Genomic DNA, 21,381 nt, shown 5'->3' on the forward strand with positions numbered 1-21,381 from the left:
GCACATTCCAGTTTAAATTCGGGGTCGAAAGAACGTCTTTTACGTTTGGTCATAGTGTCACCTGTAAACTTCTGAGGTGATGGTAAATCACCTCTTATCAGGTGGCCAAATTCACTATGCCACTACAGTGGCAAAGTATGGGATCGCGCTGAGCAGGCTTTGGCTCCTTACGCTTCGTGTTCGATCCTGGCGGTGGCAATAGGCAAATCTGGTCAAATTTCGGATCATCTGACATTGCTGGGGAAAACCAAAGCGCTCGAGTTCGTCAACAACCATCCCGGTGAGGTCGATCTGTTCGATATGGGAGGGCTGTGGCTTACTCTAGGAAGTGTGATGGAGTATGAGCTTGGGCAGTCCCCTTACGCTGCGGATGCGGAAACCATCCAGAAGGCCAAGCGCCTATGGACTTTGACCGGGTGTGAACGCCTGGCCATTAGTGAGTCGCCATAGAGTCCAGCGCCAGCGGTATTGTCTCGGGTCCTTCTTTAGTGGTGTAGCTGTGGGTACGCGGCGCCGCGGCAAAGCGCTACATACGAGGCCATCAGGAAGGCTGTTGTTGTTTCAACTTCAGGGATGAAGCCGGGGCACCTCGGTCCCGTTCCTCCGCTAGTGCTTCTGGATTAGCGCTTCCCTACATGACAACTAGGAGGGCATGAGCAGGCGGGGGCAGGTTGTCGTTTCCTATATACTAGCTCGGTGTGCCCTGGGGTGTCGCGGGTCCTTCCGACCCCCTCCCCCTTGTCGTGGGGGCGCGGCACCGAGCAGTTTGAGAAATTATTGGCTTGCCAGTGATCCACCACAGGTGACCAAGATCCTAGAAGCGGCCGGGGCTAGGGACCTGAGCAACCTGCGCATGGCGAGCATGACCAGTGATGTATGGTTTCATATCACTTAACTGATTCTGCCGGCATCCTCCCGGGGGCGGGTCGAATCTCTAGAGCGCCTGGCCCCAGCATCGCCCCCTTGGTCAGATTTTTATGCCCGCGAAATAAGAAACTTTTTTTGGAAGGGGCCTTGAGAACCTCAGTAAAGCTTTTTAATTCAGACGTTTTTGGATGGACATAAGTTGCTTTACTTTATTTAGTCGGGCCAGTTCAGCGTTCACGCCTTCAATACTGCAGGGGGAGTCCATGAAAGAAAGAGCTTCATTTAAGGATTTGTGTCGCCATTGATTTAAAATGAAGTACTTAATCATATGTTCAAGGATGCCAACTAGTTGGAAGCATTTCGACTCAAAGCTGACGGGCTTGGCATAGCCATGGACATTTCTATTTCTATCATTTCTTAGTGAATTCAAAGCTTCACGAACCAACTCGTTGTCGTGATACATGAAGGATATTCTCTTTATTATGATCTTTGAGTTATCAGTTGATAAAATTTTCTCCAGAGTGGTCCAAAGCTTCAAGAATCTCAGCTCAATATCATCATGGTTTCTAGATGAAGAGTAGCTTTGTAGAGCATTTTCAATGTGATCCTTGAATGGCGATTTTCTTAGTAATCTTAGGGTCTTTCCAAGTCGCGGATCTATGGACGAAAAGCCAATAATTCTCATGGGCTTCTTTGCTTGATATCTCTGTTCATGCCATATCCCCCGAGGGGAGATTTTTCCACAACTATAGTGTACAGTATGAAGCATGCCAACTGGAAAAGAAGTATTGGTCGGGTATTTTTGCTTTGGTGCGGGTGAAAATATATTCATAGCCTTATTAATGTTTAGCTCCCAAATCCCTTTGATTAAGTCGAGCGTATCCATTGCGTCGTTGAAGGCTATTCTTTCATCATGTGATGATATTGATATAACAACGTATAAAAAGCCATCACACTCTTTTAGATTGAGTTCGTCATATTTTGTTATGGCATTTTTTCGTGCTTTTTGATACTTCTTGGGCAGGGTTCTATAGAAAGATACTTTCGAATTATTAATAATGCGTGAAGATGGGATGAAGTCGTTTTCTATACCTATTGAAGTTACGACCTGATAACGGGTTTGATTTATCTTGGTTTTTGAGATGGCTTTTTTGAATTCACTAAGTACGGCCTTTGTGTCTGCTAGTTTTCCATTTTTGAATAGGTCAAAGATAATTTCTCTGAATATATCTTGATAGACTTCGTGATCAATATTGGTTTTTGGGCTTTTAATTAGGCCAAATATCCTTTCAATGTGAAAGGTTGTACCTATTTGGTAACTGACTCTCCCCTCGTTGTCTAGAGAGAGCTGAGAAGAAACCTTCTTTAAAAGTTGTGTTGGTTGCTGAATCCAATCCATGAGCTATGTTCCAGAGGTGATGTAGCAGAGGTATGTCTAGGCTCGATTGACGCGAGTTTTGTTGATGCCTTTAGCCATGAGAAACTCTTGTTTTCTATGACGTCACTATCGACTTTTTGCAGGGCTTGATCAACCAATATGAGGGTTATTGGGAAGATCGCTCTTCGTTGATTCGAGTGGATGCCAATTGATGCCAGGGGCGGCACATGCGCGGCACAGGCAAAAAAGGCGAAGCGGTTACTAACCTGCTTCGCCTTCTGTATATGGTGGCCCCTGGGGGACTTGAACCCTTATGTGGTAAAGAAATTTGCCCGCTGACCATGTGTCTGTAGGTAGCAAACCCCTTTTCCAGCGGGGTTGCCCAGTGTCGCGCCTTCATTTTTTTATATGTGCGACTGTGGCGCACGCTTGTAGGGAAGCGAAAAAGAGCGCTTTGCAGGGCGGCGGGGCAGACTTCGGTGAAATAAAATAAAAGAATGTCTAGGCGCTGTCTAATCACGCGCCCTTCTCAAGGCCTCAAGGTCTAGCATTAGGGGCGCTGCCCCTAATAACCCCGGAACATGTCGACAATTAATAAAGTCTCATACTGAGCAATAGAGGATCATACTCGTAAGGTAAGAGCCAACGACTCCTACACCATGAAGCGGCCACAGGTGGGCCTCAATCCACTATGGTCCTGTAGCTACGTACTCACCACCATTTACTTAAGCGATCTACATAAAGCCGGCAATTAGGGATGGATACAGTGCCCTGATGCCAGGCTTGCTTAACTCTTGGTTGAAAGGCGTGGGCAATACTCAGCAAAGATGTTGTAACAGGCGTTTTGTAGCGTTTTGAGAAGCGTTCATAGCCACCTGCAGATTGGTGGTTGCCTGATGAGTCGTACCACTCAGTTTCTTCGACATAAAGCTTATGCGCAGCAAAGTGTATTGGTAATACGAGATCTCCCTGATACCAGTAGTAAACCCGCCCGAAATAGGCTGCATGGCACCATTTCTCCCAGGCTTTGGGGCTGCAGCGCCTGTCCTCGATCTGCTTTTGCACTGCCTCGTTATACAGGCCAACCCACAGCACATTGATCCCGAGCTTCGCGTACTCTTCAGTGCGCTGGGTAATGTTGTTAACGGATAGATTGCTTCGCTGCACCTCGATAGCGACGGGAACATTGTTGATGAGGCAGTACACATCAGCGACAACCGGGCCAAAGTCCTTCTCGAGCTCCAACGCCGTCACATTGGGCTTGGTTATTAGGGCGTTGTAGATACCGATCTTGCAGTTACGATGTGCCTCGGTCTCACCTTGTCCGTGCGAGCATGTAACTGGGGGCTTATGTGCGAAGTGATGGATCTTGATTTTGCCCTTCTTCAGCACCACCTCTTGTCGGCACTTTGGGCAAAGATAGGGGCCGTGTACTTTCTCACTTGATGAAGCGAGAACCTTGTAGTTATCGCTGGCGCGGATGCCACAGAGCATGCTCAATTCCTGTAGTGTTTCCGTCCCCCCAGGACTCAGCGACGGGAAAACACTCCTCCAGTTCGGGGAGTAATTGCTAGGATTATTGGAAGTAAATATCGTGTTTACGATCGAACTTCCGGATTATTGAGGCCGCCTCCGATGGGTGCTGACCTGGTGTAAGCAGGGCCGCCCAGAATTCGTCATCAAATGAGCCATCCAGCTTCATGTAGCGGCAGATATGAACAAGATCCATCCTTTTCCAATCAGAGCACCCTCTGTTTACTTCGTATTTCCTCTCTAGTTCGTAGAAAGTTGGCACATTCCTATCTAACCAGCACTGGTCAAGGTACTTCGACAGATCATCTACTTTATCCCTGCTAACCATAAATTGCTCTGAATAGTGTTCCTGGGGCATTGAGGGAGTGATGCCATCTCCGTCCTGAAAAAATGGGTACACATTCGTGTACCAGGCGTACAGATATGCATCGGTGTACTCGTCGTTGTGCACCCCAAGGCTAAGCACTTGCAAGCGCTGCTGCGTAAACAGCGCATCCATGATCGGCTTGTTTGTATCGTTGCTCATCACATCATCCTTTTCTAAGCTCGGCTTCGATTTCAGCGGCGATCTCGCAGAATCGCTCGTAGTTATTTTCCAGATGGCTGTAGTAAACCCAGGCATCATGCTCATTCAACCCGGCCTGGTTGCGCCCGAAGTAGTCTTGCAGCCTCTCGATAGCGCGGGAATATGTTGCGAGCTCGTATTCCCAGGAGCCGAGGTGGCCGACTACCTCAAGCTCGTCGCGGAACTGCTCAAAACAGCACTTTAGGGTCTTCAAGCCAAGGTCGGTAGCGGCGTAGACGCTGCTACTTGTCTGGTTTTCTGGGCCAATAGCGTTCCTGATTTTTTCGAACTGATAGCCGAACTTTTGAGGTTCGGCCGATGTTATTGAATCGAACATGTTCCCTCCTTGACTACTACAGGTTTAGACATTGGGGAGAAAAGTCTAAAAAACAAGCACAGCAGCGATATTTATCGTAAAAAAATGACCCTCGATAGGGTTCAAGAGGGCAGAATGATTGAAAGCTTAGTGTCCGCTTCGGCGCTGACCCTACCACATATCAACTTGATTTAGTTAGTCATTCTAGCTATCAGTGGCACGTGCTGAGACGCATATGTGAGTGGTGGCTTTTTATAGGCTACTGTAGTACTTAGGCACGAAGGAGGTATACATGGCTGACACATCATTAACATTGGATGAGATAGTTATCTCAAGACTGGAGTCCGGAAAAAAGTCTGAATTAAGCTCGGCATTAGGTGAAGCCATGCTCCAAGAACTGCGCCTGAAGGGTTGCACACTGAAATGCGTAGCAAACACGCTGCCACGCCAGATCGTGGCTAGAGCCATCGGAGTTAACAACTCTAATCTGCACAAGCTATACCGGCGTAAACGCCTCTCCAGAGTTCAGAGCGAGCGCATTAGTGATTTGACGGCCTTTTGGGCAGAGATGAATGGTATTTTCATGCACGATGACCTGGTATTGGACGAGTGGCTTAATTCTAAGCTGCCAGCCCTAGGGGGCCTATCTCCGATGCAAATGATGGAAACGCTCCCAGGTCGAAAGGCGTTGCGCGAGATCCTAAATCGTCTGCAATACGGAGATTTCTCGTAATCCTGTTGAGAGGCCTGCGTAAATCTCCTGATAAATCCTGCTTTTAGTGCGAATAGGGTCCAGTGACCTCTTCTGGCATCGCACGGACCACTCCAGAACATGCCAACCAAGTCACTGAACCCGAAGGCACAGATGACTTCTGTCGCCAGCAAATCGGTCATTGCTTACTGAATGATACGATTATGAGGCTTTATTCGTATCAAGATCTGTTGATTTCCGCCATTACCTGATACGAATAGCGGATCTTTGTCCGCACGAGTTAGTGGCCCACTGTACTTCTAGACAACTCATGACCGCTATTGGCGCCGGCCAACGAGCTATAACGAGCACTGCTTTCATGTTCATTGACAGGTTGCCAAAGCATACAGAAGCGGAATATCCTGGCATGAGATTGATATATCCTTAAAAAACAGGATGATGATTTTATTCATCCCTGCCGAAGTCAAGCCGCGTCACGAAAAACCCATATCAGGGCTTTACAGGCTGAGATCCGAAAACCCTATAGGGCAAATACGATCGACAGAAGTGAGATCGTAAATCCCCTATAGGGAAAATATGATCCGACAGGGGTGAGATCGTAAATCCCCTATAGGAAAAATACGATCCGAGAGAAGTGAGATCGTAAATCCCCCATATGGTAAATACCAAATAGCCCCTTTTTCTTCTGGGCAGCCAATGACCAATATTGGCTGGAGGTGCTCGGTCAGTTGCCTCACCAGAAGGTGGCGAAGAACTCGGCCAAACGGCTAGGGCACCTGCGGCCATGGGTGGTGATGCTGGAGGTGACCATCAGCTTGGCTCGGCTTAAGGTGATGTGAGGACACCTGCGCAGGCGTGACTTGATCACCACTGATGGATGACCAAGCCTTTGGCGCACCGAAGTGATACAGTCACTCGAGAGACGGCTTATGCGCTCAATACATGAGCTGGGCCCCGAGAGTGCATCGCAGCGCTTGTCTGAACGGCACCGACCGCCACGAACCGGCCGTTGATGAGTTGCTGTCAGCACTGTCCCACCTAAGGGGAGCTGATACTGACTCATAGGTTCTTCTAAGGGACTTGCCTTGAGCCTTCGTCATATGCAAACTGAGATAATACGTACAGACAAGGATGCTTAGATGGTACAGTTACATGAAGGGAAAGATGCCCTTGCCAAATTGATAGCAGAGACATCTGCTAATCATGATATGAATGAAGCACAAACAAGATTTCATATAATCGATCACATCTTAAAACAGTGCTTGGGATGGGAAGGTGAACTGGAAGTTGAAGTCCATGAGAGAGAAAATGGATTTTCAGACTATGAGCTGGTAAACCTAGAAAAGCGATAGTTGAAGCAAAGCGTGAGGGAGTTCATTTCGAAATTCCAGCAGGGGTTGCAAAACAAACAATGACACCCTTAAAGTCACTAATGTCCTCTTCCGGCGCCTTAAAAGATGCAATAGAACAATGCCGAGGGTATGCAAGCAGAAGGGGTGTCCAGACTGCGATAATTAGCAATGGGTATCAATGGATTGCCTTTCTTGCTTCTAGAACTGATGGGAAAGATATTTTTGATGGCGATGCAATTGTCTTTCTCTCTCTTGAATCGATTTTATCAAATTTCAATTTTGCGTGGGATATGCTTTCAAAATCAGGCGTTGATGAAGGAAGAATATTCAGACAGCTTACTGATGGTACGATAAGCCTCCCCAACAAACTATCAACTTTTCTTAGGAACCATCCGAAGATAAGATATGCTACAGACACACAGGCATCTCTTAGACAGTTATCTGAGCTCTTCCTCCAGGATGCTATGGAAAGCGAAGAACTAGAGAAACAATTTTATAAAGAGTGCTATTGTGATAGTGGTGCCCTCAACAAGTACGCAATGCTTAGCAAGAACATCTTGAATGCTAGATATTCGTCCATGTTAAGTAAATCCGAACAGCACCCAACAGTACTTCCTGTCAATACAAAGAAGGGAACAAACTTCACCCCAGAAATAATGTCGGAAGCAATGGCAAGAAGGCCAATTGTTTTGGTTGGTGATGTTGGTGTTGGTAAAACATCTTTTGTTAAGAACCTGACTTATAACAGTGCTTTTGCGGAGTTCCGCGACTCTATTTTTGTATACATAAATCTTGGGGCCAAAGCTATTTTAAATCAAGCCCTGAGGAATGTTGTTCTTAACGAAATAGAAACTCAACTTTACGATAAGTATGATGTTGATATTAATGAGCTTCCCTTTGTAAAAGGTGTATATCATAAAAAGTTCTCCCGCGGCATATATGGATCATACAAAGAATCTGATCCACAAAAATATCAGGATGAATTGGTCTCAATGCTGGCATCCTTGCTATCCAACAAGTCCGAACATGTTCGCCGATCTGTGGAGCACATGTCGAAGGCCAGGAAAAAACAAGTAATCATTTCTGTCGATAATGCTGACCAGCGTGAGTTTGATATACAGCAAGAGGCTTTTCTCATATCCCAAGAGCTAGCAAAAGAATGGAGTGCTACGGTTTTCTTATCTGTTAGACCTCAAACATTATATAAGTCAAAACGCTCTGGAGCTTTAACAGCATACCCTCATAAGATTTTTACGATATCACCTCCCCGTGTCGATGAGGTAGTCAAAAAAAGGCTGATATTTGCCGCTAAGATGGCTCGTGGTGAACACAAACTGGAAATGGCCAGTGTAAAGTCAGAAAATTTGGCAGTGTTCCTAGATGCTTTGGTAAAGTCTCTGCATAACAATAGAGAACTTAATGAGTTCTTAACCAATATGACTGGTGGGAATATTAGGGCAACCTTCGAATTTGTGACGTCGTTCATAGGCTCGCCGAATGTGGAAGCGGAGAAAATAATTGAGATAATGGAGAGGGAAGGCGAATATAGGGTTCCTCTTCACGAGTTTACAAAGCAGGCTCTACTTGGAGGCTACTCACACTATAGTGCAGAAACCTCGCTCTCAATGAATATTTTAGATCTTAGATCTCCTGATAAATGTGAACACTTTTTAGTCCCAGTTATAATATCTTACTTAGACCTGACTGGTTCTCATTTGGACAAGGATGGCTTTTGTGACACATCAGTTCTTATGGAAGAGTGTCAAAGGTTAGGGTTCACTATTGAGCAAGTTGAGTTTGCTCTCCGTAGAGCAACAAATAAAAAGCTCATCGAGACATCATTACGTGTCACATTCGAAGAAGATGAAGATAGTAAGCTTATTGGAGATATGCCAGATAGCTTTAGGGTTACTACTAGTGGTGTATATCACGTGAAGAAGTGGCTAGGAGAATTCACATATCTTGACGCTATGCTTTTTGATACTCCCATAATGGATAGGGCCATTCGAGAGCAGATATTGTCAAATCTTGAGTCTTTTAATATCGAGCATAGGCTAGAAAGAGCCACCTTATTCAAGAGTTATCTAGAATCTTGTTGGTCTGAATTCAAAAGTTCGCCATCATATTTCAACTTTGAAGATAGTCTTAAAATCGGCGACGGGGGTTTCGAAAGAGTTGCAACTGTGGTTCGTAAAAATCAAGGAAAGCCCAAACGAGCTAAGAGCTTTAAGACTCCTTTGGTGACGGATTGATAACCCGTTTTCGTGTCAACGACATTTATACAGAATAAAGATGGCCCGAATAATTGAACCATCACCACCTCGAACACCAAATTACACAGCATAGACAAACAGAGCCCCCTCCTGCTAAGCCGCTTTTGATTTATTTATGCAGGTATAGGGGAGTAATAACGTCTCATACTGGGCCCCACGAAGTTCATGAGCTGCCTGGGGTTGGTGAAACGCCGCAGGTCCCCCAGTTCCGCCATCAGGGTGATGGCCGACAGAAAGCGGATGCCTCGCAGCGCCGTGAGTTGCTGATATGATTCCCCCTGTCAGTAGGCACAGTTCTGTCCATGCCGGGCCCTAAAAGGCCGACTTGGACACCCTGGTGAGAGACCTTTGGCAAGTCAATGTTCGGCGGTTGACCTTGCTGATATTCGCGGGTTTGGTTATCCGCATTACTTGTTTGCGCCGCTGGAGCCTTGCCTCATTCTATGTGCGCGCATGTAAACGCCTAACGCCCTCTAGGGTTGCTCTTACCGCTGCCGCCGGTCTGCATCACCAGGATGGTTTTTCAAATTGTCAGCCTACGTGGACACGTCGCTCCGGTTCAAAACGCTGAGCGATGTCCCACAGGCAAAATACGGCCGGGTTACCAATGGTAATGTACGTTTTGCTGGTGTTCGTCCACCCAATGAGGGGCAGCTGGGGGTTCAGGAAATGCTGGCTAATGCCATGGTTTTGGATGCGCCGTTCATGGCTTCACACCTGAACAGCAACATGGACTGGGAATACACCATTCCTATGATTAACGACGCAAGAGAAAAAAGAGGCGCCAAGGTATGGGGTGAGGTTTATCCTTATGCTGCCGGCTCTACTATTGCTTCAGCCGATATGCTTACGGAAGCAGGCATGGCTCAAATGGGGATCACCTATTCAGACGTTGCGAATCTCGATGGCACCCGTTGGGACAAAGCGATGTATGAGGACGTCTGTAAGAATGATCCCGGCAGGGCGATTGTGATTTACAACAATCCGCCTGAAGCCATCGCTAAATGGCTGACTCAGCCAGGAGTGGTCGTCGTCTCTGACGGTATGGCTATCCAGGATGAAAAGCTCAACTACTACCCTTGGGATTCCCCCTATGAAGGCAAGTCAGTTCACCCGCGCAGCGCCGGTACCCGGGCCAAAGTACTGCGCATGGTGCGCGAAGAAAAGATCATGCCTTTGATGGAAGCCATTTCAAAGATGAGCTACCTGCATGCTAAATATTTTGACGAATTGGGTGGCATACCTCACTTTAAAACCAAAGGACGTATGCAAGAAGGTATGGATGCCGACATCGTCGTCTTCAACCCGGATAAGGTCACAGACAACAGTTCTTATGAGCCAGGCAAGGGCGCGCTGCCTTCAACCGGCATTCCCTACGTACTGGTGAATGGCGTCGTGGTGGTGAAAGATTCCGTGGTGCAAAAGGTCTTTCCAGGCAAGCCAATTCGTTTCCCTGTGATGGAAAAGGGCCGGCTGGACCAGATTTCTACCGAACCCAGGACATTTGACCCTAACCAGTCTTAATACGAGGACAAGTGTGGGCTGAGCGATGGTGCGTGGTTTGCCCCCACGAATTCCGCCACTGAAAACCAAATTCAAAATGGAGGTAGCAATGAAAAAGCAAAGACATCTACTAATCGGTACACTCTTAATGAGTGTCATGGGTACTATGCCGGCCTTGGCACAAAAATATGACGTCGTAATCAACAACGGCCGGGTCATGGACCCTGAAACCTTGTATGACGACATCGCCAATGTCGGTATCAGAGATGGCCGCATTGCCGAAATCAGCAAGAAGCCGCTGAAGGGTGCCAAGACGATCGATGCCTCCGGTCATATCGTAGCGCCGGGCTTCATCGACACCCATTTCCATTGGCAGACGCCTATTGGCTACCGGGTCGGGTTGCGCGACGGCATGACCAGCGCCATAGATTTCGAGGCGGGCTGTGCGGGATCATTTATTGCCGCTTGGTATGAAGCGCGCGCCGGCGTGACCCAGGGCAACTATGGCTGCGCGGTCAGCCACGAGCTTGCCCGCTCGCTGGTGCTCGACGGGAGACTGAGCGACGAGATCTACATGCGAGGGCCCATTGCGGCTCTTGAAGCCCGGAAGAAGTCAGGCTGGAGCGTGACGCGCCCAAATCTGGAACAGGGCAACGCGATTCTTGAAGAGCTGGACAAGGGGCTGCAGGCGGGGGCGCCGGGGATCGGCAGCACCGTGGGCTATATGAGAGAGGGCGTATCTTCTCGTGAGATGTTCGAGGTGCAGAAGGTTGGCGCACGCTATGGCCGCCCGACTGGCGCACATACACGCTATACGCTTGGCAATGACACAACAGAGAACAATGGTGCGCAGGAACTCATCGCCAATGCTATAGCGCTAGGAGCCCCAGCGATCGTCCTTCACTTCAACAACCCCGGCTGGCGGCTTGCGCATGAAACGATCTCGCGGCTTCAGACTCAGGGATTCAACATTTGGGGTGAAGTTTATCCCTACGCCGCGGGCTCCACCACGGTGAATGCCTCATTCCTGCAGCCGGACAGTTGGATCGAGCAGATGGGCAACCGCTATGAGGATACCGTGCAGGATCCGGTCACGGGTAAGTTCTACACCTTGGAGACATTCAAGGCTGACACAGCTTCCAATCCGACCAAGCCGATCGTGGTGTTCAAGATGCCCGCCGAAGATACGCCGAAGTGGCTGACGCTGAAAGGCGTGACCGTGGCCAGCGACGCGCTTGGCGCCGAACCGTACTTCGGCCCGTGGGATATCCCGCTGGAGAAGATCGGGAACATGCACCCCCGCGCGGCTGGTACCCGAGGCGCGACAATCCGCCTTGGTCGTGAGCATAACATCCCGATGATGCAGCTGATTTCAGTCCTCAGCTACAACGCGGCCAAGCATCTGGGCGATACGGGTTTGAAAGCGATGCAAGAACGTGGTCGCATCCAGAAAGGCATGGTTGCTGATATCGTGGTGTTCGACCCCAAACGTTTTACCGACAATTCAACTTACTCACAGGGCGCTGCCCCGTCGACCGGCATGAAAGCGGTGCTCGTTAACGGTCAGGTTGCGCTTCGAGACGATAAAGTTCTTCCCGTTTTTGTTGGTCAGCCGATCCGGTTTGAACCTGAAGCCAAACCGCGCTTCCAGCCGATATCGTTAGAGGGGTGGAATGCCGAATTCTCGACCGGTATGCCAGATAACTTCACGGGCGCCTTCCCTAAGGACGGCGGGAAGTGATCGTGACGCTTAAAGAGCGAGACGCGAAAATGCGGCTCTTGGCCTCCGTCTTCGTGACGGCCATGTTGGCAGCGACACAAGCATCTGCAAAACCCGAGGCGATCGAGTTTTCAGACCTTGTGGATCCTTTGGCCGTCGTCTTCGACGATCCCTACAAAGACATGGGGCCTCATTTGTTGAAGGAGTTGAAGATCTTGGTGGAGCTGGATGAGAAGCTCTCGCAAAATGGCCTTGCTGAAGATGAGCGCGCCCAGCTAAACGAGCGGCGCAAAGCGGCGAAGGACATGCTGGAGATCAACGGCCAGGATGTCGATGCACTCTTAGCCCAGCGCTGGAACGTTGCCAAAAAGCGCCAGAACGCGCGTATGACTACGAACCCCGTTCTGGATGGAGCAGAGGTTGTGCTCTCGGGCTATCTGATCCCCGCGCCGCGAACTGCCGATGGAAGCTACTTCGGTTATCTGGTCCCCGAGGTGGGGATGTGCAGTCATCTGCCACCCCCTCCGCCTAACCAACTGGTGCGGGTAAAATTGCTCGATGACCCTAAGGGGCAGTCGCTCTATGTGCCGGTCCGTGTCTCAGGTCGGCTCAGTGTCAAAGCCAGCGATGATAGGATATTCATCCTCGATGGTGAGGCACGCATGCTCAGCGGCTGGACGCTCTACGCCAACACCATTGATCAACAGGAGGTGTCGGGCGGGGATGGCGTTAATGGTGCGTCCGCGAATCCTGTCACCACCGGCGGTGGACGTTGGCACACCGACAACGTATATTTATCAGGGAGATATCGAATATGAAATTACGTCACTTTATCATGGCTATTGCAGTTTCTGCGGTGGCTACCTTTGGTTCGGCATACGCCAAAACAAAGGAAGTACAACCGTCCGTCGGAGCGGCGATCGAGCAGGTCGCTACAAAGCTTGCCGGGCGCATCGGTTTTGCGGCGCAGGAAATCGGCGGCAAGGACATCATCGCGTTTAATGGCGATGAAACCTTCGCCATGGCCAGCACCTACAAGGTCGCGATCGCCGCTGCCGTGCTGGATCGCGTGGACAGGGGGGAGCTGCGGCTCGACCAGATGGTCAATGTCACACTCGATATGATGATGATCGGGGACGCTGCGCTTAATGGCACATTCGTTCACCCTGGGCTCCAGTTGTCAATCGCGAACCTGATCGAGGTGATGATCACAGAGAGCGACAACACGGCGACCGACATCTCGATGGGGCTGGCCGGCGGACCCGCGGCAGTGACCAAATATCTGCGCAGGCTCGGGATCAGCGATTTCAGGGTTGATCGGACGACTGGCGAGATCATCGGGGAGTTCTATGGTTTGCCGGGACCGGCCACGCAAAAACTCGCCATAGAGGCCTTCAGGGCCCGGCCGGAGCTCTTGAAGATCCAGGGTGACCGTAATCTGGACTTCGAGGCGGATCCGCGCGACCAAGCAACGCCCCATGCGATGCTGAAACTCCTGCTTGCCATCGACAGTGGCACAGCGGTGAGCCCCAAGAGTCGCGACTTCCTGCTCGGTGTCATGTCGCGCACACGCACCGGAGCTAGTCGGCTCAAGGGGCTGCTGCCCAGGGGAACTCCGGTGGCAAACAAGACCGGAACCATAGGGGGAGTGGCAAATGACGTTGGTTATATCACGCTCCCCGACGGGCGTCGGTTTGCCGTTGCCGTGTTCACTAAAAGCAGTGCAACACCCGAGCCGGACAGGGACCGGGCAATTGCTGAAATCTCACGCTCGCTGTTCGATTATTTCCTGGTTGTAAAAAGGGCGAAACAGTAAACGAGAAAAATTCAGGGAGCGTAGGCTCTGGCGCTGAGATTTTGCATGACGAAGACAGAGTGCTCCAGCAACAACCATGTTTAAAGCAACGCGTAATAGTTAAGAGAGAAAAAAGATGAAACAAGTTATTAAAAGTAAAAGGAAACTATTAATTACCGTGGCAATTTCGTCGCTATTTGCAATGCAACCGGCATGTGCAGATCAAAACCAACCGTTCATGTCAAAGGAGCAAGGACAAGCGACCTTCGATGCGGTCATCGCCGACACTGCTGAAATGATCAAGGAAATGAATATCCCGGGGCTTGCCGTCGGTGTCATCCATGGGTCCAACTCCTACAGCACCGGACTCGGTGTCACCAAGGTAGGCACCGACGAGGCCGTTACCCCTGATACGCAATTTCAAATTGGTTCAGTCACAAAAACCTTCCTTTCGACGGTGGCCATGCAGCTGTCCGAACAGGGCAAACTGGATTTGAACGCGCGTGTCGTCGACATTCTGCCATGGTGGAGGGTTTCGGATCCCGGCGCGACGTCGAAAGCGCGGGTCGTTGACCTATTCCACCATCGCGCTGGCTGGTATGGCGACCATGGTTTCCTTCGTGTTCCTCCAGGTGGGTCGATATCCGAGAAAGTCATGCTCCAGGCGGCTTACGTCGAGCAGATCTATCCATTCGATCAAACCTGGATGTACAACAACACCAGTATTACCTTCGCAACCCATGTGGTGTCGCATGTGGGCGGAAAGCCGATCGAGACTCTGATCGAAGATAACCTGTTAGCTCCGCTGGGCATGAATGCGTCGTCCTTTAATTACGACGCTACCCCTCCGGCTAAAAATTACGCATGGGGTCATCCGCCGATCTACGGGGAAGGCAGCATCAGTGATCTAAAGCCTTACTACATTCCGTTGATTAGAGAGTCCGCAGCCTCCGGCGCACTCCGGTCTACGGTTGCCGACATGCTGAAATACGCCCGCTTTCAGCTGGACGGTAAGGACGCATCCGGCAAGCAACTGTTGTCCAAGGAAGCGCTGGACTATGCCCACGCTCCGGCAGTCGAGGCTTCGACAGGCGACTTTACCGGGCTAACATGGTTCGTCCACGACTACGACGGGGTGACCAGCCCCAGCCACGGAGGGAATTGGCCCGGCACGCGTTCTTTTCTGCAGCTGATCCCGGACCGCGACTTTGCCGTGGTGGTTTTAGTCCACAGCGATCGCGGAGTCGAGGCCTACAAGAAAGTAGCGAACGCAATGGTCAAAGCCTTCACAAAAATCGAGTCCAATTCTCCGGTCGCAGCGGGCGTTGATCCGTCTGTGCTCGACCCCTTCGTCGGCGTCTTCAAGGGTAATTCCCAAAACATCGAGATCCGCAAAGAGGACGACAAATATGTGTTTGTCCAGTTCTCCGCATTGACCAAGGGAGCGGATCCCGCGCCTGCCAATGTGGCCAACACGGCCGAGGGCTATTTTATCATCACTGAAGGGCCGAATAAGGGAGCGCTTGGCGAGTTGCTGAAAGACTCGTCTGGCGAGCTGAACTACGTGCGATTCAACCACCGGATCTTTATTCGCGGCGAAGGGGCGGTCGACGAGTTCGACCTCTCAGGATCGGTATTCGACGAGTAACCGGGTCGGCAACAGCCATGGATTCGGTGGAGGGGCGATCCTGCATGGCGCAGATTTAACCCTCCGCCGATCCCACTGAGTCGACAACTGGAGAAATACAATGCGGAAACTATCTCTTAAGAGCGTGACCGCGGCGTTTGTCGTCGCGGTGAGCTTCGCCCTGCCGGCGGTTGCTCAAGACGCCTCCGGGCCAATTCTGTTCACTAATGTAAACGTCTTTGACGGGGTCAATGCAGATCTGATCATGAATGCTAATGTCGTCGTGACGGGTAACAAGATTACCTCGGTTTCGAAAGAGCCCCTTGCAGTGGCGGGTGGCACGGTAATCGACGGTGGCGGCCGCACGCTGATGCCGGGTTTGACGGACTGTCATTGGCACAATATGGCGGCTTATATGGGATCGGACGTATTTACCGCTGGTTTGGGGAGGCTGAATCTCGTCGCGGCCCATGAGGCGGAAAAGACGCTTATGCGGGGATTTACCTCGGTCAGGGACCCGGGCGGCCCTGTATTCGAGCTCAAGGAGTCAATCGACGAAGGGCTGTTCCCCGGTCCCCGAATTTACGCTGCGGGCGCAATGATCTCCCAGACGTCGGGCCATGCCGATTTCCGCCGGCCGATTGATCTACCCCAGAGCTATTCACGGGATCTTACCCCCCTGGAAGTTATGGCGTCGGTCTCCATTGCGGATGGTAGGGCGCAAGTCATGCAGCGCGTGCGTGAGAATCTGATGCGGGGGGCCGCCTTCATTAAGTTGATGGGCGGAGTGTAGTGATGAGATGGACGCCCCTCCGTGAAACGGCGTCGCTATGCGCCAGAATTAGGCTGTTGATCTGCTTAATTCGCTGAAGGAGCGTCCACTATGAAGATTAAGACGGTTGGTATCGATTTAGCAAAAGACATCTTTCAAGTTTGTGTGCTGCTTGAAGACGGAAACTGACAGGCTTGTACTCTCTCCGATAGATCACTATCACTTCGAGCCTGACGCAGCCATCTACCACCAGGGCCAACAAGCGCCAGCAGTGTATTCCATCCGCAACGGCTGCGTGAAGCTATCACTCTTCTCATCAGAAAGCGGAGAGAGAATTGTCCGCTTGCTGGGAACAGGGTCTGAATAGCCCCTATTTTCCTAGACACCCGATTGGTTAGAAAAATATTGGGCCTCGAACTCTACCGGTGACAAGCCATCATTGGAACCATGTCGGCGCTTCGAATTGTAAAACATCTCGATGTAGTCGAAGACTTCGCTTCGAGCCTCATCTCGGGTTGAGTAGATCTTCCGCTTGATCCTTTCCCGCTTTAGCAACTGGAAGAAGCTCTCTGCTACCGCGTTGTCGTGGCAATTGCCTCGGCGACTCATGCTGCAACTCAGGCTGTGCTCCTTGAGAAATCGCTGCCACTCATCACTGGTGAACTGGCTGCCCTGATCGGAGTGCACCAGCACTTCGTTTTCTGGCTTGCGGCGCCATACCGCCATCAGCAGTGCATCCGTTGCCAGGTCAGTGGTCATCCTTGGCTTCATTGCCCAGCCGACAACCTGCCTGGAGAACAGATCGATAACGACAGCCAGATACAGCCACCCCTCATGGGTACGGATGTAGGTAATGTCAGTCACCCATGACTTATTGGGTTCTGACACGGTAAATTGGCGATCCAACGTATTCGGAGCCGCTACCTGGGATTTGCCACCGTACATTCCCTTACGACGCTTGTAGCCGGTTTGAGAGCGCAGCCCCTCACGTTTCATCAAGCGGGCAACCCGGTTTTTACCACAGCTTTCCCCCAATTCACGCAGGTCAGTGTGGACTTTGCGATAACCATAAACCGTCCCGCTCTCTAACCAGGATTGCTTAATCAGCCCCAGTAAGCGCTCGTCCTGCTGCTGGCGATCAGACTTGGGCTGTTTCATCCAGGCATAGAAGCCACTGCGGTGAACCTGCATGGCCCGGCACAGAGGAACCACACCATAACGCTCGAGCCGGGACTTTATGAACGCGTACCTTTCCTTGACTCGGCGGCAAAGTACGCTGCTGTAGATTCAATTGGTCAGTGCAACAACTGTGTTAAAACAGAGGTTAGTGAAGGATCATTGAATGAAGCGTATGTTTTCAGAACAGGAAAGAGAGTTCGTATTCGACTCATGGAAGCGCGGTGTTGGCTTCAGCGAGATAGCGCAGCAACTTGATACCAAACCTGGCACGGTGTTCACCATGCTTCGGGATACCGGCGGCATCAAGCCACCGAAGCGTCGGAGAAAAGCTACCCATTTGACCTTGGCTGAGAGAGAGGAAATTCGAGCAGGACTGTCAGCTAAGCAAAGCCTAAGAGCTATAGCTAAGGCCTTAGGACGATCGCCATCAACTATATCGCGTGAAGTAAACCGTAATCGCGGAAGTCGTCATTATAAAGCGGTAAGCGCCGATAACCGTGCGTGGCGCAAAGCCAGGAGACCAAAGCCCTGTTTGCTCGACACCAATTTGGAACTAAAGGAGTTAGTCACGGAAAAGCTAACTCTCAACTGGTCTCCGGAGCAAATATCAGGTTGGGTTAAAGAGTCGATGCCCAACCGAGATTCGATGCATATCTCCCATGAGACAATCTACAAAACCATTTACTACCGTAGCCGCTCCGCATTGAGTCATTTAATGGCAAGTCATCTGCGCCGCTCTCATAGTCTTCGACAAGGCAAGCAGCATTCCCGAAAAAGGCAGCCTGGTAGAATCAATATCATCGATGGGGTCTCGATCCGTGAGCGACCTAAGCATATTGATAACCGCAAGTCGCTGGGCCACTGGGAAGGGGATCTGATCTCTGGTTCTAAGAATACGCACATCGCTACTCTAGTTGACAGAAAATCGCGCTACACAGTCATGCTCAAGCTCAAAGGGAAAGACGCGGACTCAGTGAACAAAGCCTTGATGGCTTACTTCCAGGCCCTTCCAGCCCAACTGAGGAAGTCACTCACCTGGGATCGAGGAATGGAACTGGCCAAACATGCTGAACTTACTGAGTTGACTGGCATGCCCGTATATTTCTGTGACGCTCAAAGCCCTTGGCAACGAGGGACAAATGAGAACACAAATAGCTTAATCCGTCAGTACTTCCCTAAGAAGACATGCTTGGGTCAACACTCACAACAAAGAATTGACGATGTCGCAGAGCAACTAAACACGAGACCAAGAAAGATATTGGGCTTCAAAACGCCCAAACAGGTAATTGAAATGGATGTTGCGTTGACTGGTTGAATCTACAGCGGCCTCCTTTAAAATGTCTCGCTCCTCGGTGACCTGCCGAAGCTCTGCACGTAAGCGCCGGATCTCAGCTTGCTGTTCTGACTCTTCCTTCTGCTGAGGGATGGATTTGCTGTAACGCTTCACCCAGGCGTACAGGCTGTGATGGGAGACCCCCAAGGCATCGGCGACATCTCGGACGCTTCGGCCACGATCCGTGACCTGTTTGACGGCTTCTTTCTTGAACTCTTCTGGGTAACGCTGGCTGGACATAACACCTCCAAATGGGAGCCTTATTGTAAGGCTTTGGGGTGTCTATGGAAGTGGGGGCTATTCACACCACGAATTCAAAAGTTGGCAGAATCAATCTTACATTAGCCCACTAATGTAAGATTGGTTTAGTTCATTAGTGACGTTACATTGGCGGATAGATGTAATGTGGAGCGTTGTCCCTTGATGTTCAGCTGGGTTAGCGCGTTAAGGGACCTGCTGCTGAGCCGCGACGGACTTAACCACACCAATGCAAACCTCACAACTGACTTAGCCGTAGCAGAAGCCATCGTTGACGAGTATTTCAACGCTGAAGTGGTTGCAGAGAAAAGCAAGGATCAAGTATCTTCCGAAGCCCAAGCGCCCGTCAGCAATAAAGAGGCCTAACTTCATGAACAGGCTTGAGTACCAGATGTTCGATGAGTCACCAGGACTTTCCAACCTAGCCAGGATGGTTTATGCCTTTGGTCTTCGCCGAATGTCCAACTACGGCAGCATTAAAGCTCTGAATCTGAGCACACTTGCCCAACTGGTATCAAGGGCCAAGGACGGAGAGACCAAAGAGCCTCCCATCGAAAGACTCATCAGTGCACTAAAGGAGTTAATCGAAGCCAAGATAATCCAGGCATCGTCAACCGACGGACACTGGGAAGGGTGCTATGTTGCACTACCCTATCAAATGGAGTTTGATCCCTACCAACATGGGTTTCAGATGCATGCAGACTGGACGCCAGGAGCTGAACTCGTTGGGTACCTACGCATGCTTGGCATTGGTAATCACGATGAAATCACTCTTGATGAGCTCTACGACTTCACCGTCTATTGGATGGGACGTCACGATAGCTTCCATACACAAGATCAGTGGACTAGTAAGCTTGCTCGAAGCATTGCAATGCAAAGACGCAAAGGCCGGGGATTACAACCTTCAAGAGTGCCAGCAGAACCCAAGCCCCAGGCCTCAACAGCAGCAATGGTTGACAGAACACCAGAACAAACCCAGTCTAATGCGCAGCGCATGAGCGGCCTTGAAAAACTCCAGGGGAAAAAGAATGGCGAAAATTAAGACACCAGAAGAATTCAGAAAAGAAATGGGTGAGATTCTAAGCAAAGGCCCCAGCTTCCCTAAAGCCAGCAACCCTGTAGAACAGAGCGTCACTCAAGACCGTAATTCAACTGCAAGAAAGCGCAAATTACCAATTGAAGTCGGCGGAGCGCTCGGCGGCGTAATGAAAAGAATTCAGGCAGATCTTCGAGCCAAAGGTGTACACATTCCAAACAGAGAAGAGCTTGGCGAACTTGTAAAGGCATCTGATGAACAGTTCCACCAAGACCTGAGAGTAGAAAACCAAAGAAGGAAGCAGGCTCAAATAGAAGAGCGTATGCGGGCTTCTGACTTGAATCCAGACTGGAACTTCAAGAAAGCAAGTGAAATCGCTTCTCGCAGCAATGTAGGGGAAGATTTCCGCTTAGGTTTCCAAACTGTTAATAGCATCAAAGAATACTTTGAAGGCGTATCCAACCTCGACAAAGGGCTCGGCATCGTCTTCATGGGTGACTATGGCCGGGGCAAGAGCACTTTAGGTGGCGCAATACATGAAATCTTCCTTGACCATGGCAAAACCAGCATCATGGCTCAATGGGCTCGTCTCTGTGATAAGGCATATTCTTTCGATGGCGATGAGGTAAACATAGAGCTCAAGAACCACATTGAAACCGTAGACATGCTGATTATCGATGAAGTGTGTAGCGGCCAGAAGCGACTGTCACCTTTCCAGCAAGACAAGTTGTCCACTTTGATCCGTAGTCGTCAGGCGCAGCGCTTGGCCACAGTTGTAATCACGAACCTTGATGCCGAGACGCTCCAAACTGGTATTGGAACCGCTGCCTACGAGGGACTGCTAGAGTACGAACCCTTTGTGCACTTATTCGTCGGCGAGACCTTCCGAGATCGAGAATTGCGTGACTTTAATGGCCAACCTATCGAGATCAAAGAGCTGGTGAATAAGCCTCTCACGCCTGCCAAGCTAGTAAAGCCTCAGGAGCCCCCTGCTGTTGACTGGGCCCCCGGTGACTACCTCACAAAGGCCAAGGATTTTCACAAATAACACAGGAAACTGATCTCTGTACTTCTAGGCAAATCATGACCGCTTCTGGCGCCGTTGCGGTCATTGTTCGACAAGCTACAGTATGACACTTTTTTACTCAGGATCGGTTCTCGG

General features: G+C 50.3%; 19 protein-coding genes and 3 pseudogenes. 15 read left to right on the plus strand and 7 right to left on the minus strand.

The window, feature by feature from the left end:
• Positions 1–159 precede the first annotated feature (159 nt).
• Positions 160–450: a hypothetical protein gene (locus FCL40_RS17670; protein WP_136854600.1), complete on the plus strand. Its 291-nt coding sequence runs from the start codon at positions 160–162 to the stop codon at positions 448–450.
• A 586-nt stretch (positions 451–1,036) separates the two neighbouring features.
• On the opposite strand, the gene FCL40_RS17675 is transcribed toward FCL40_RS17670, so the two are convergent.
• The 4 genes from FCL40_RS17675 to FCL40_RS17690 all read right to left on the minus strand — a co-directional run bounded on the left by FCL40_RS17675 (position 1,037) and on the right by FCL40_RS17690 (position 4,680).
• The gene (locus FCL40_RS17675) at positions 1,037–2,266 is read right to left on the minus strand and encodes a hypothetical protein (RefSeq protein ID WP_136854601.1); all 1,230 of its coding nucleotides are present in this window, start codon (positions 2,264–2,266) and stop codon (positions 1,037–1,039) included.
• Positions 2,267–2,956: 690 nt separating this feature from the next.
• Complete coding sequence (locus FCL40_RS17680; protein ID WP_136854602.1) at positions 2,957–3,739, minus strand: competence protein CoiA; 783 nt, start codon at positions 3,737–3,739, stop codon at positions 2,957–2,959.
• 82 nt (positions 3,740–3,821) lie between these two features.
• Positions 3,822–4,304: a hypothetical protein gene (locus tag FCL40_RS17685; protein ID WP_205729158.1), complete on the minus strand. Its 483-nt coding sequence runs from the start codon at positions 4,302–4,304 to the stop codon at positions 3,822–3,824.
• A gap of 4 nt (positions 4,305–4,308) precedes the next feature.
• Positions 4,309–4,680 carry a hypothetical protein gene (locus FCL40_RS17690; protein ID WP_136854603.1) on the minus strand — a complete coding sequence of 124 codons (372 nt, stop codon included), beginning with the start codon at positions 4,678–4,680 and terminating at the stop codon, positions 4,309–4,311.
• A gap of 271 nt (positions 4,681–4,951) precedes the next feature.
• On the opposite strand from FCL40_RS17690, the gene FCL40_RS17695 reads away from it, so the two are divergent.
• The 3 genes from FCL40_RS17695 (at position 4,952) to FCL40_RS17700 (ending at position 8,975) form a co-directional block, all read left to right on the plus strand.
• Complete coding sequence (locus FCL40_RS17695) at positions 4,952–5,392, plus strand: antitoxin Xre/MbcA/ParS toxin-binding domain-containing protein (protein WP_136854604.1); 441 nt, start codon at positions 4,952–4,954, stop codon at positions 5,390–5,392.
• 1,118 nt (positions 5,393–6,510) lie between these two features.
• Positions 6,511–6,723 (plus strand): hypothetical protein, encoded by a 213-nt coding sequence (locus tag FCL40_RS18680; protein ID WP_205729159.1) that lies wholly within the window; start codon positions 6,511–6,513, stop codon positions 6,721–6,723.
• Between the two features lie 80 nt (positions 6,724–6,803).
• Positions 6,804–8,975 carry a P-loop NTPase family protein gene (locus FCL40_RS17700; protein WP_205729160.1) on the plus strand — a complete coding sequence of 724 codons (2,172 nt, stop codon included), beginning with the start codon at positions 6,804–6,806 and terminating at the stop codon, positions 8,973–8,975.
• A 134-nt stretch (positions 8,976–9,109) separates the two neighbouring features.
• Here FCL40_RS17700 and FCL40_RS17705 read toward each other — a convergent pair.
• A pseudogene (locus tag FCL40_RS17705) lies at positions 9,110–9,259 on the minus strand (transposase); the annotation flags it as partial.
• A 265-nt stretch (positions 9,260–9,524) separates the two neighbouring features.
• Here FCL40_RS17705 and FCL40_RS17710 point away from each other — a divergent pair.
• From FCL40_RS17710 to FCL40_RS18945, 7 genes are all read left to right on the plus strand, one after another.
• Positions 9,525–10,520: an amidohydrolase family protein gene (locus tag FCL40_RS17710; RefSeq protein ID WP_205729161.1), complete on the plus strand. Its 996-nt coding sequence runs from the start codon at positions 9,525–9,527 to the stop codon at positions 10,518–10,520.
• Between the two features lie 88 nt (positions 10,521–10,608).
• Positions 10,609–12,240 (plus strand): amidohydrolase family protein, encoded by a 1,632-nt coding sequence (locus tag FCL40_RS17715; protein ID WP_205729162.1) that lies wholly within the window; start codon positions 10,609–10,611, stop codon positions 12,238–12,240.
• A 2-nt stretch (positions 12,241–12,242) separates the two neighbouring features.
• Positions 12,243–13,037 carry a DUF3299 domain-containing protein gene (locus FCL40_RS17720; protein ID WP_169307171.1) on the plus strand — a complete coding sequence of 265 codons (795 nt, stop codon included), beginning with the start codon at positions 12,243–12,245 and terminating at the stop codon, positions 13,035–13,037.
• Positions 13,034–14,035: a class A beta-lactamase gene (gene bla, locus FCL40_RS17725; protein WP_136854606.1), complete on the plus strand. Its 1,002-nt coding sequence runs from the start codon at positions 13,034–13,036 to the stop codon at positions 14,033–14,035. The genes FCL40_RS17720 and bla overlap by 4 nt, the downstream gene beginning before the upstream one ends.
• Positions 14,036–14,150: 115 nt before the next feature.
• The gene (locus FCL40_RS17730; RefSeq protein WP_136854607.1) at positions 14,151–15,662 is read left to right on the plus strand and encodes a serine hydrolase domain-containing protein; all 1,512 of its coding nucleotides are present in this window, start codon (positions 14,151–14,153) and stop codon (positions 15,660–15,662) included.
• A gap of 100 nt (positions 15,663–15,762) precedes the next feature.
• Positions 15,763–16,434, plus strand: a complete 672-nt coding sequence (locus FCL40_RS17735) for an amidohydrolase family protein (protein WP_136854608.1) — start codon at positions 15,763–15,765, stop codon at positions 16,432–16,434.
• 142 nt (positions 16,435–16,576) lie between these two features.
• Complete coding sequence (locus FCL40_RS18945; RefSeq protein ID WP_407644160.1) at positions 16,577–16,780, plus strand: cyclic nucleotide-binding domain-containing protein; 204 nt, start codon at positions 16,577–16,579, stop codon at positions 16,778–16,780.
• 11 nt (positions 16,781–16,791) lie between these two features.
• On the opposite strand, the pseudogene FCL40_RS17740 reads toward FCL40_RS18945, so the two are convergent.
• Positions 16,792–17,688 (minus strand): annotated as a pseudogene (locus FCL40_RS17740) (IS3 family transposase); the annotation flags it as partial.
• Positions 17,689–17,755: 67 nt separating this feature from the next.
• On the opposite strand from FCL40_RS17740, the gene FCL40_RS17745 reads away from it, so the two are divergent.
• A complete protein-coding gene (locus tag FCL40_RS17745) occupies positions 17,756–18,907 on the plus strand; it encodes an IS30 family transposase (protein ID WP_136854609.1) in 1,152 nt (383 codons plus the stop codon).
• A 12-nt stretch (positions 18,908–18,919) separates the two neighbouring features.
• Here the strand turns inward: FCL40_RS17745 and FCL40_RS17750 are convergent.
• Positions 18,920–19,165 (minus strand): annotated as a pseudogene (locus tag FCL40_RS17750) (transposase); the annotation flags it as partial.
• A gap of 183 nt (positions 19,166–19,348) precedes the next feature.
• Here FCL40_RS17750 and FCL40_RS17755 point away from each other — a divergent pair.
• Genes FCL40_RS17755 through FCL40_RS17765 form a run of 3 tightly spaced genes read left to right on the plus strand, consistent with a single transcriptional unit; the run spans position 19,349 to position 21,267 of the window.
• Positions 19,349–19,549, plus strand: a complete 201-nt coding sequence (locus tag FCL40_RS17755) for a hypothetical protein (RefSeq protein ID WP_136854610.1) — start codon at positions 19,349–19,351, stop codon at positions 19,547–19,549.
• 4 nt (positions 19,550–19,553) lie between these two features.
• On the plus strand, positions 19,554–20,225 hold the full coding sequence (locus FCL40_RS17760; protein ID WP_136854611.1) for a DnaT-like ssDNA-binding domain-containing protein: 672 nt from the start codon (positions 19,554–19,556) through the stop codon (positions 20,223–20,225).
• Complete coding sequence (locus FCL40_RS17765; protein WP_136854612.1) at positions 20,212–21,267, plus strand: P-loop NTPase family protein; 1,056 nt, start codon at positions 20,212–20,214, stop codon at positions 21,265–21,267. The genes FCL40_RS17760 and FCL40_RS17765 overlap by 14 nt, the downstream gene beginning before the upstream one ends.
• Positions 21,268–21,381 lie beyond the last annotated feature (114 nt).

Origin of the sequence: Ferrimonas sediminicola (genome assembly GCF_005116715.1) — a bacterium.
Classification (GTDB): domain Bacteria; phylum Pseudomonadota; class Gammaproteobacteria; order Enterobacterales; family Shewanellaceae; genus Ferrimonas; species Ferrimonas sediminicola.

Bases quoted from the DNA above. Each gene is read 5' to 3' on its own strand.
- FCL40_RS17675 (WP_136854601.1), bottom strand. From the start codon at position 2,266: ATGGATTGGATTCAGCAACCAACACAACTTTTAAAGAAGGTTTCTTCT.
- FCL40_RS17680 (WP_136854602.1), bottom strand. From the start codon at position 3,739: ATGCTCTGTGGCATCCGCGCCAGCGATAACTACAAGGTTCTCGCTTCA.
- FCL40_RS17685 (WP_205729158.1), bottom strand. From the start codon at position 4,304: ATGAGCAACGATACAAACAAGCCGATCATGGATGCGCTGTTTACGCAG.
- FCL40_RS17690 (WP_136854603.1), bottom strand. From the start codon at position 4,680: ATGTTCGATTCAATAACATCGGCCGAACCTCAAAAGTTCGGCTATCAG.
- FCL40_RS17695 (WP_136854604.1), top strand. From the start codon at position 4,952: ATGGCTGACACATCATTAACATTGGATGAGATAGTTATCTCAAGACTG.
- FCL40_RS18680 (WP_205729159.1), top strand. From the start codon at position 6,511: ATGGTACAGTTACATGAAGGGAAAGATGCCCTTGCCAAATTGATAGCA.
- FCL40_RS17700 (WP_205729160.1), top strand. From the start codon at position 6,804: ATGTCCTCTTCCGGCGCCTTAAAAGATGCAATAGAACAATGCCGAGGG.
- FCL40_RS17715 (WP_205729162.1), top strand. From the start codon at position 10,609: ATGAAAAAGCAAAGACATCTACTAATCGGTACACTCTTAATGAGTGTC.
- bla (WP_136854606.1), top strand. From the start codon at position 13,034: ATGAAATTACGTCACTTTATCATGGCTATTGCAGTTTCTGCGGTGGCT.
- FCL40_RS17730 (WP_136854607.1), top strand. From the start codon at position 14,151: ATGAAACAAGTTATTAAAAGTAAAAGGAAACTATTAATTACCGTGGCA.
- FCL40_RS17735 (WP_136854608.1), top strand. From the start codon at position 15,763: ATGCGGAAACTATCTCTTAAGAGCGTGACCGCGGCGTTTGTCGTCGCG.
- FCL40_RS17745 (WP_136854609.1), top strand. From the start codon at position 17,756: ATGAAGCGTATGTTTTCAGAACAGGAAAGAGAGTTCGTATTCGACTCA.
- FCL40_RS17755 (WP_136854610.1), top strand. From the start codon at position 19,349: ATGTTCAGCTGGGTTAGCGCGTTAAGGGACCTGCTGCTGAGCCGCGAC.
- FCL40_RS17760 (WP_136854611.1), top strand. From the start codon at position 19,554: ATGAACAGGCTTGAGTACCAGATGTTCGATGAGTCACCAGGACTTTCC.
- FCL40_RS17765 (WP_136854612.1), top strand. From the start codon at position 20,212: ATGGCGAAAATTAAGACACCAGAAGAATTCAGAAAAGAAATGGGTGAG.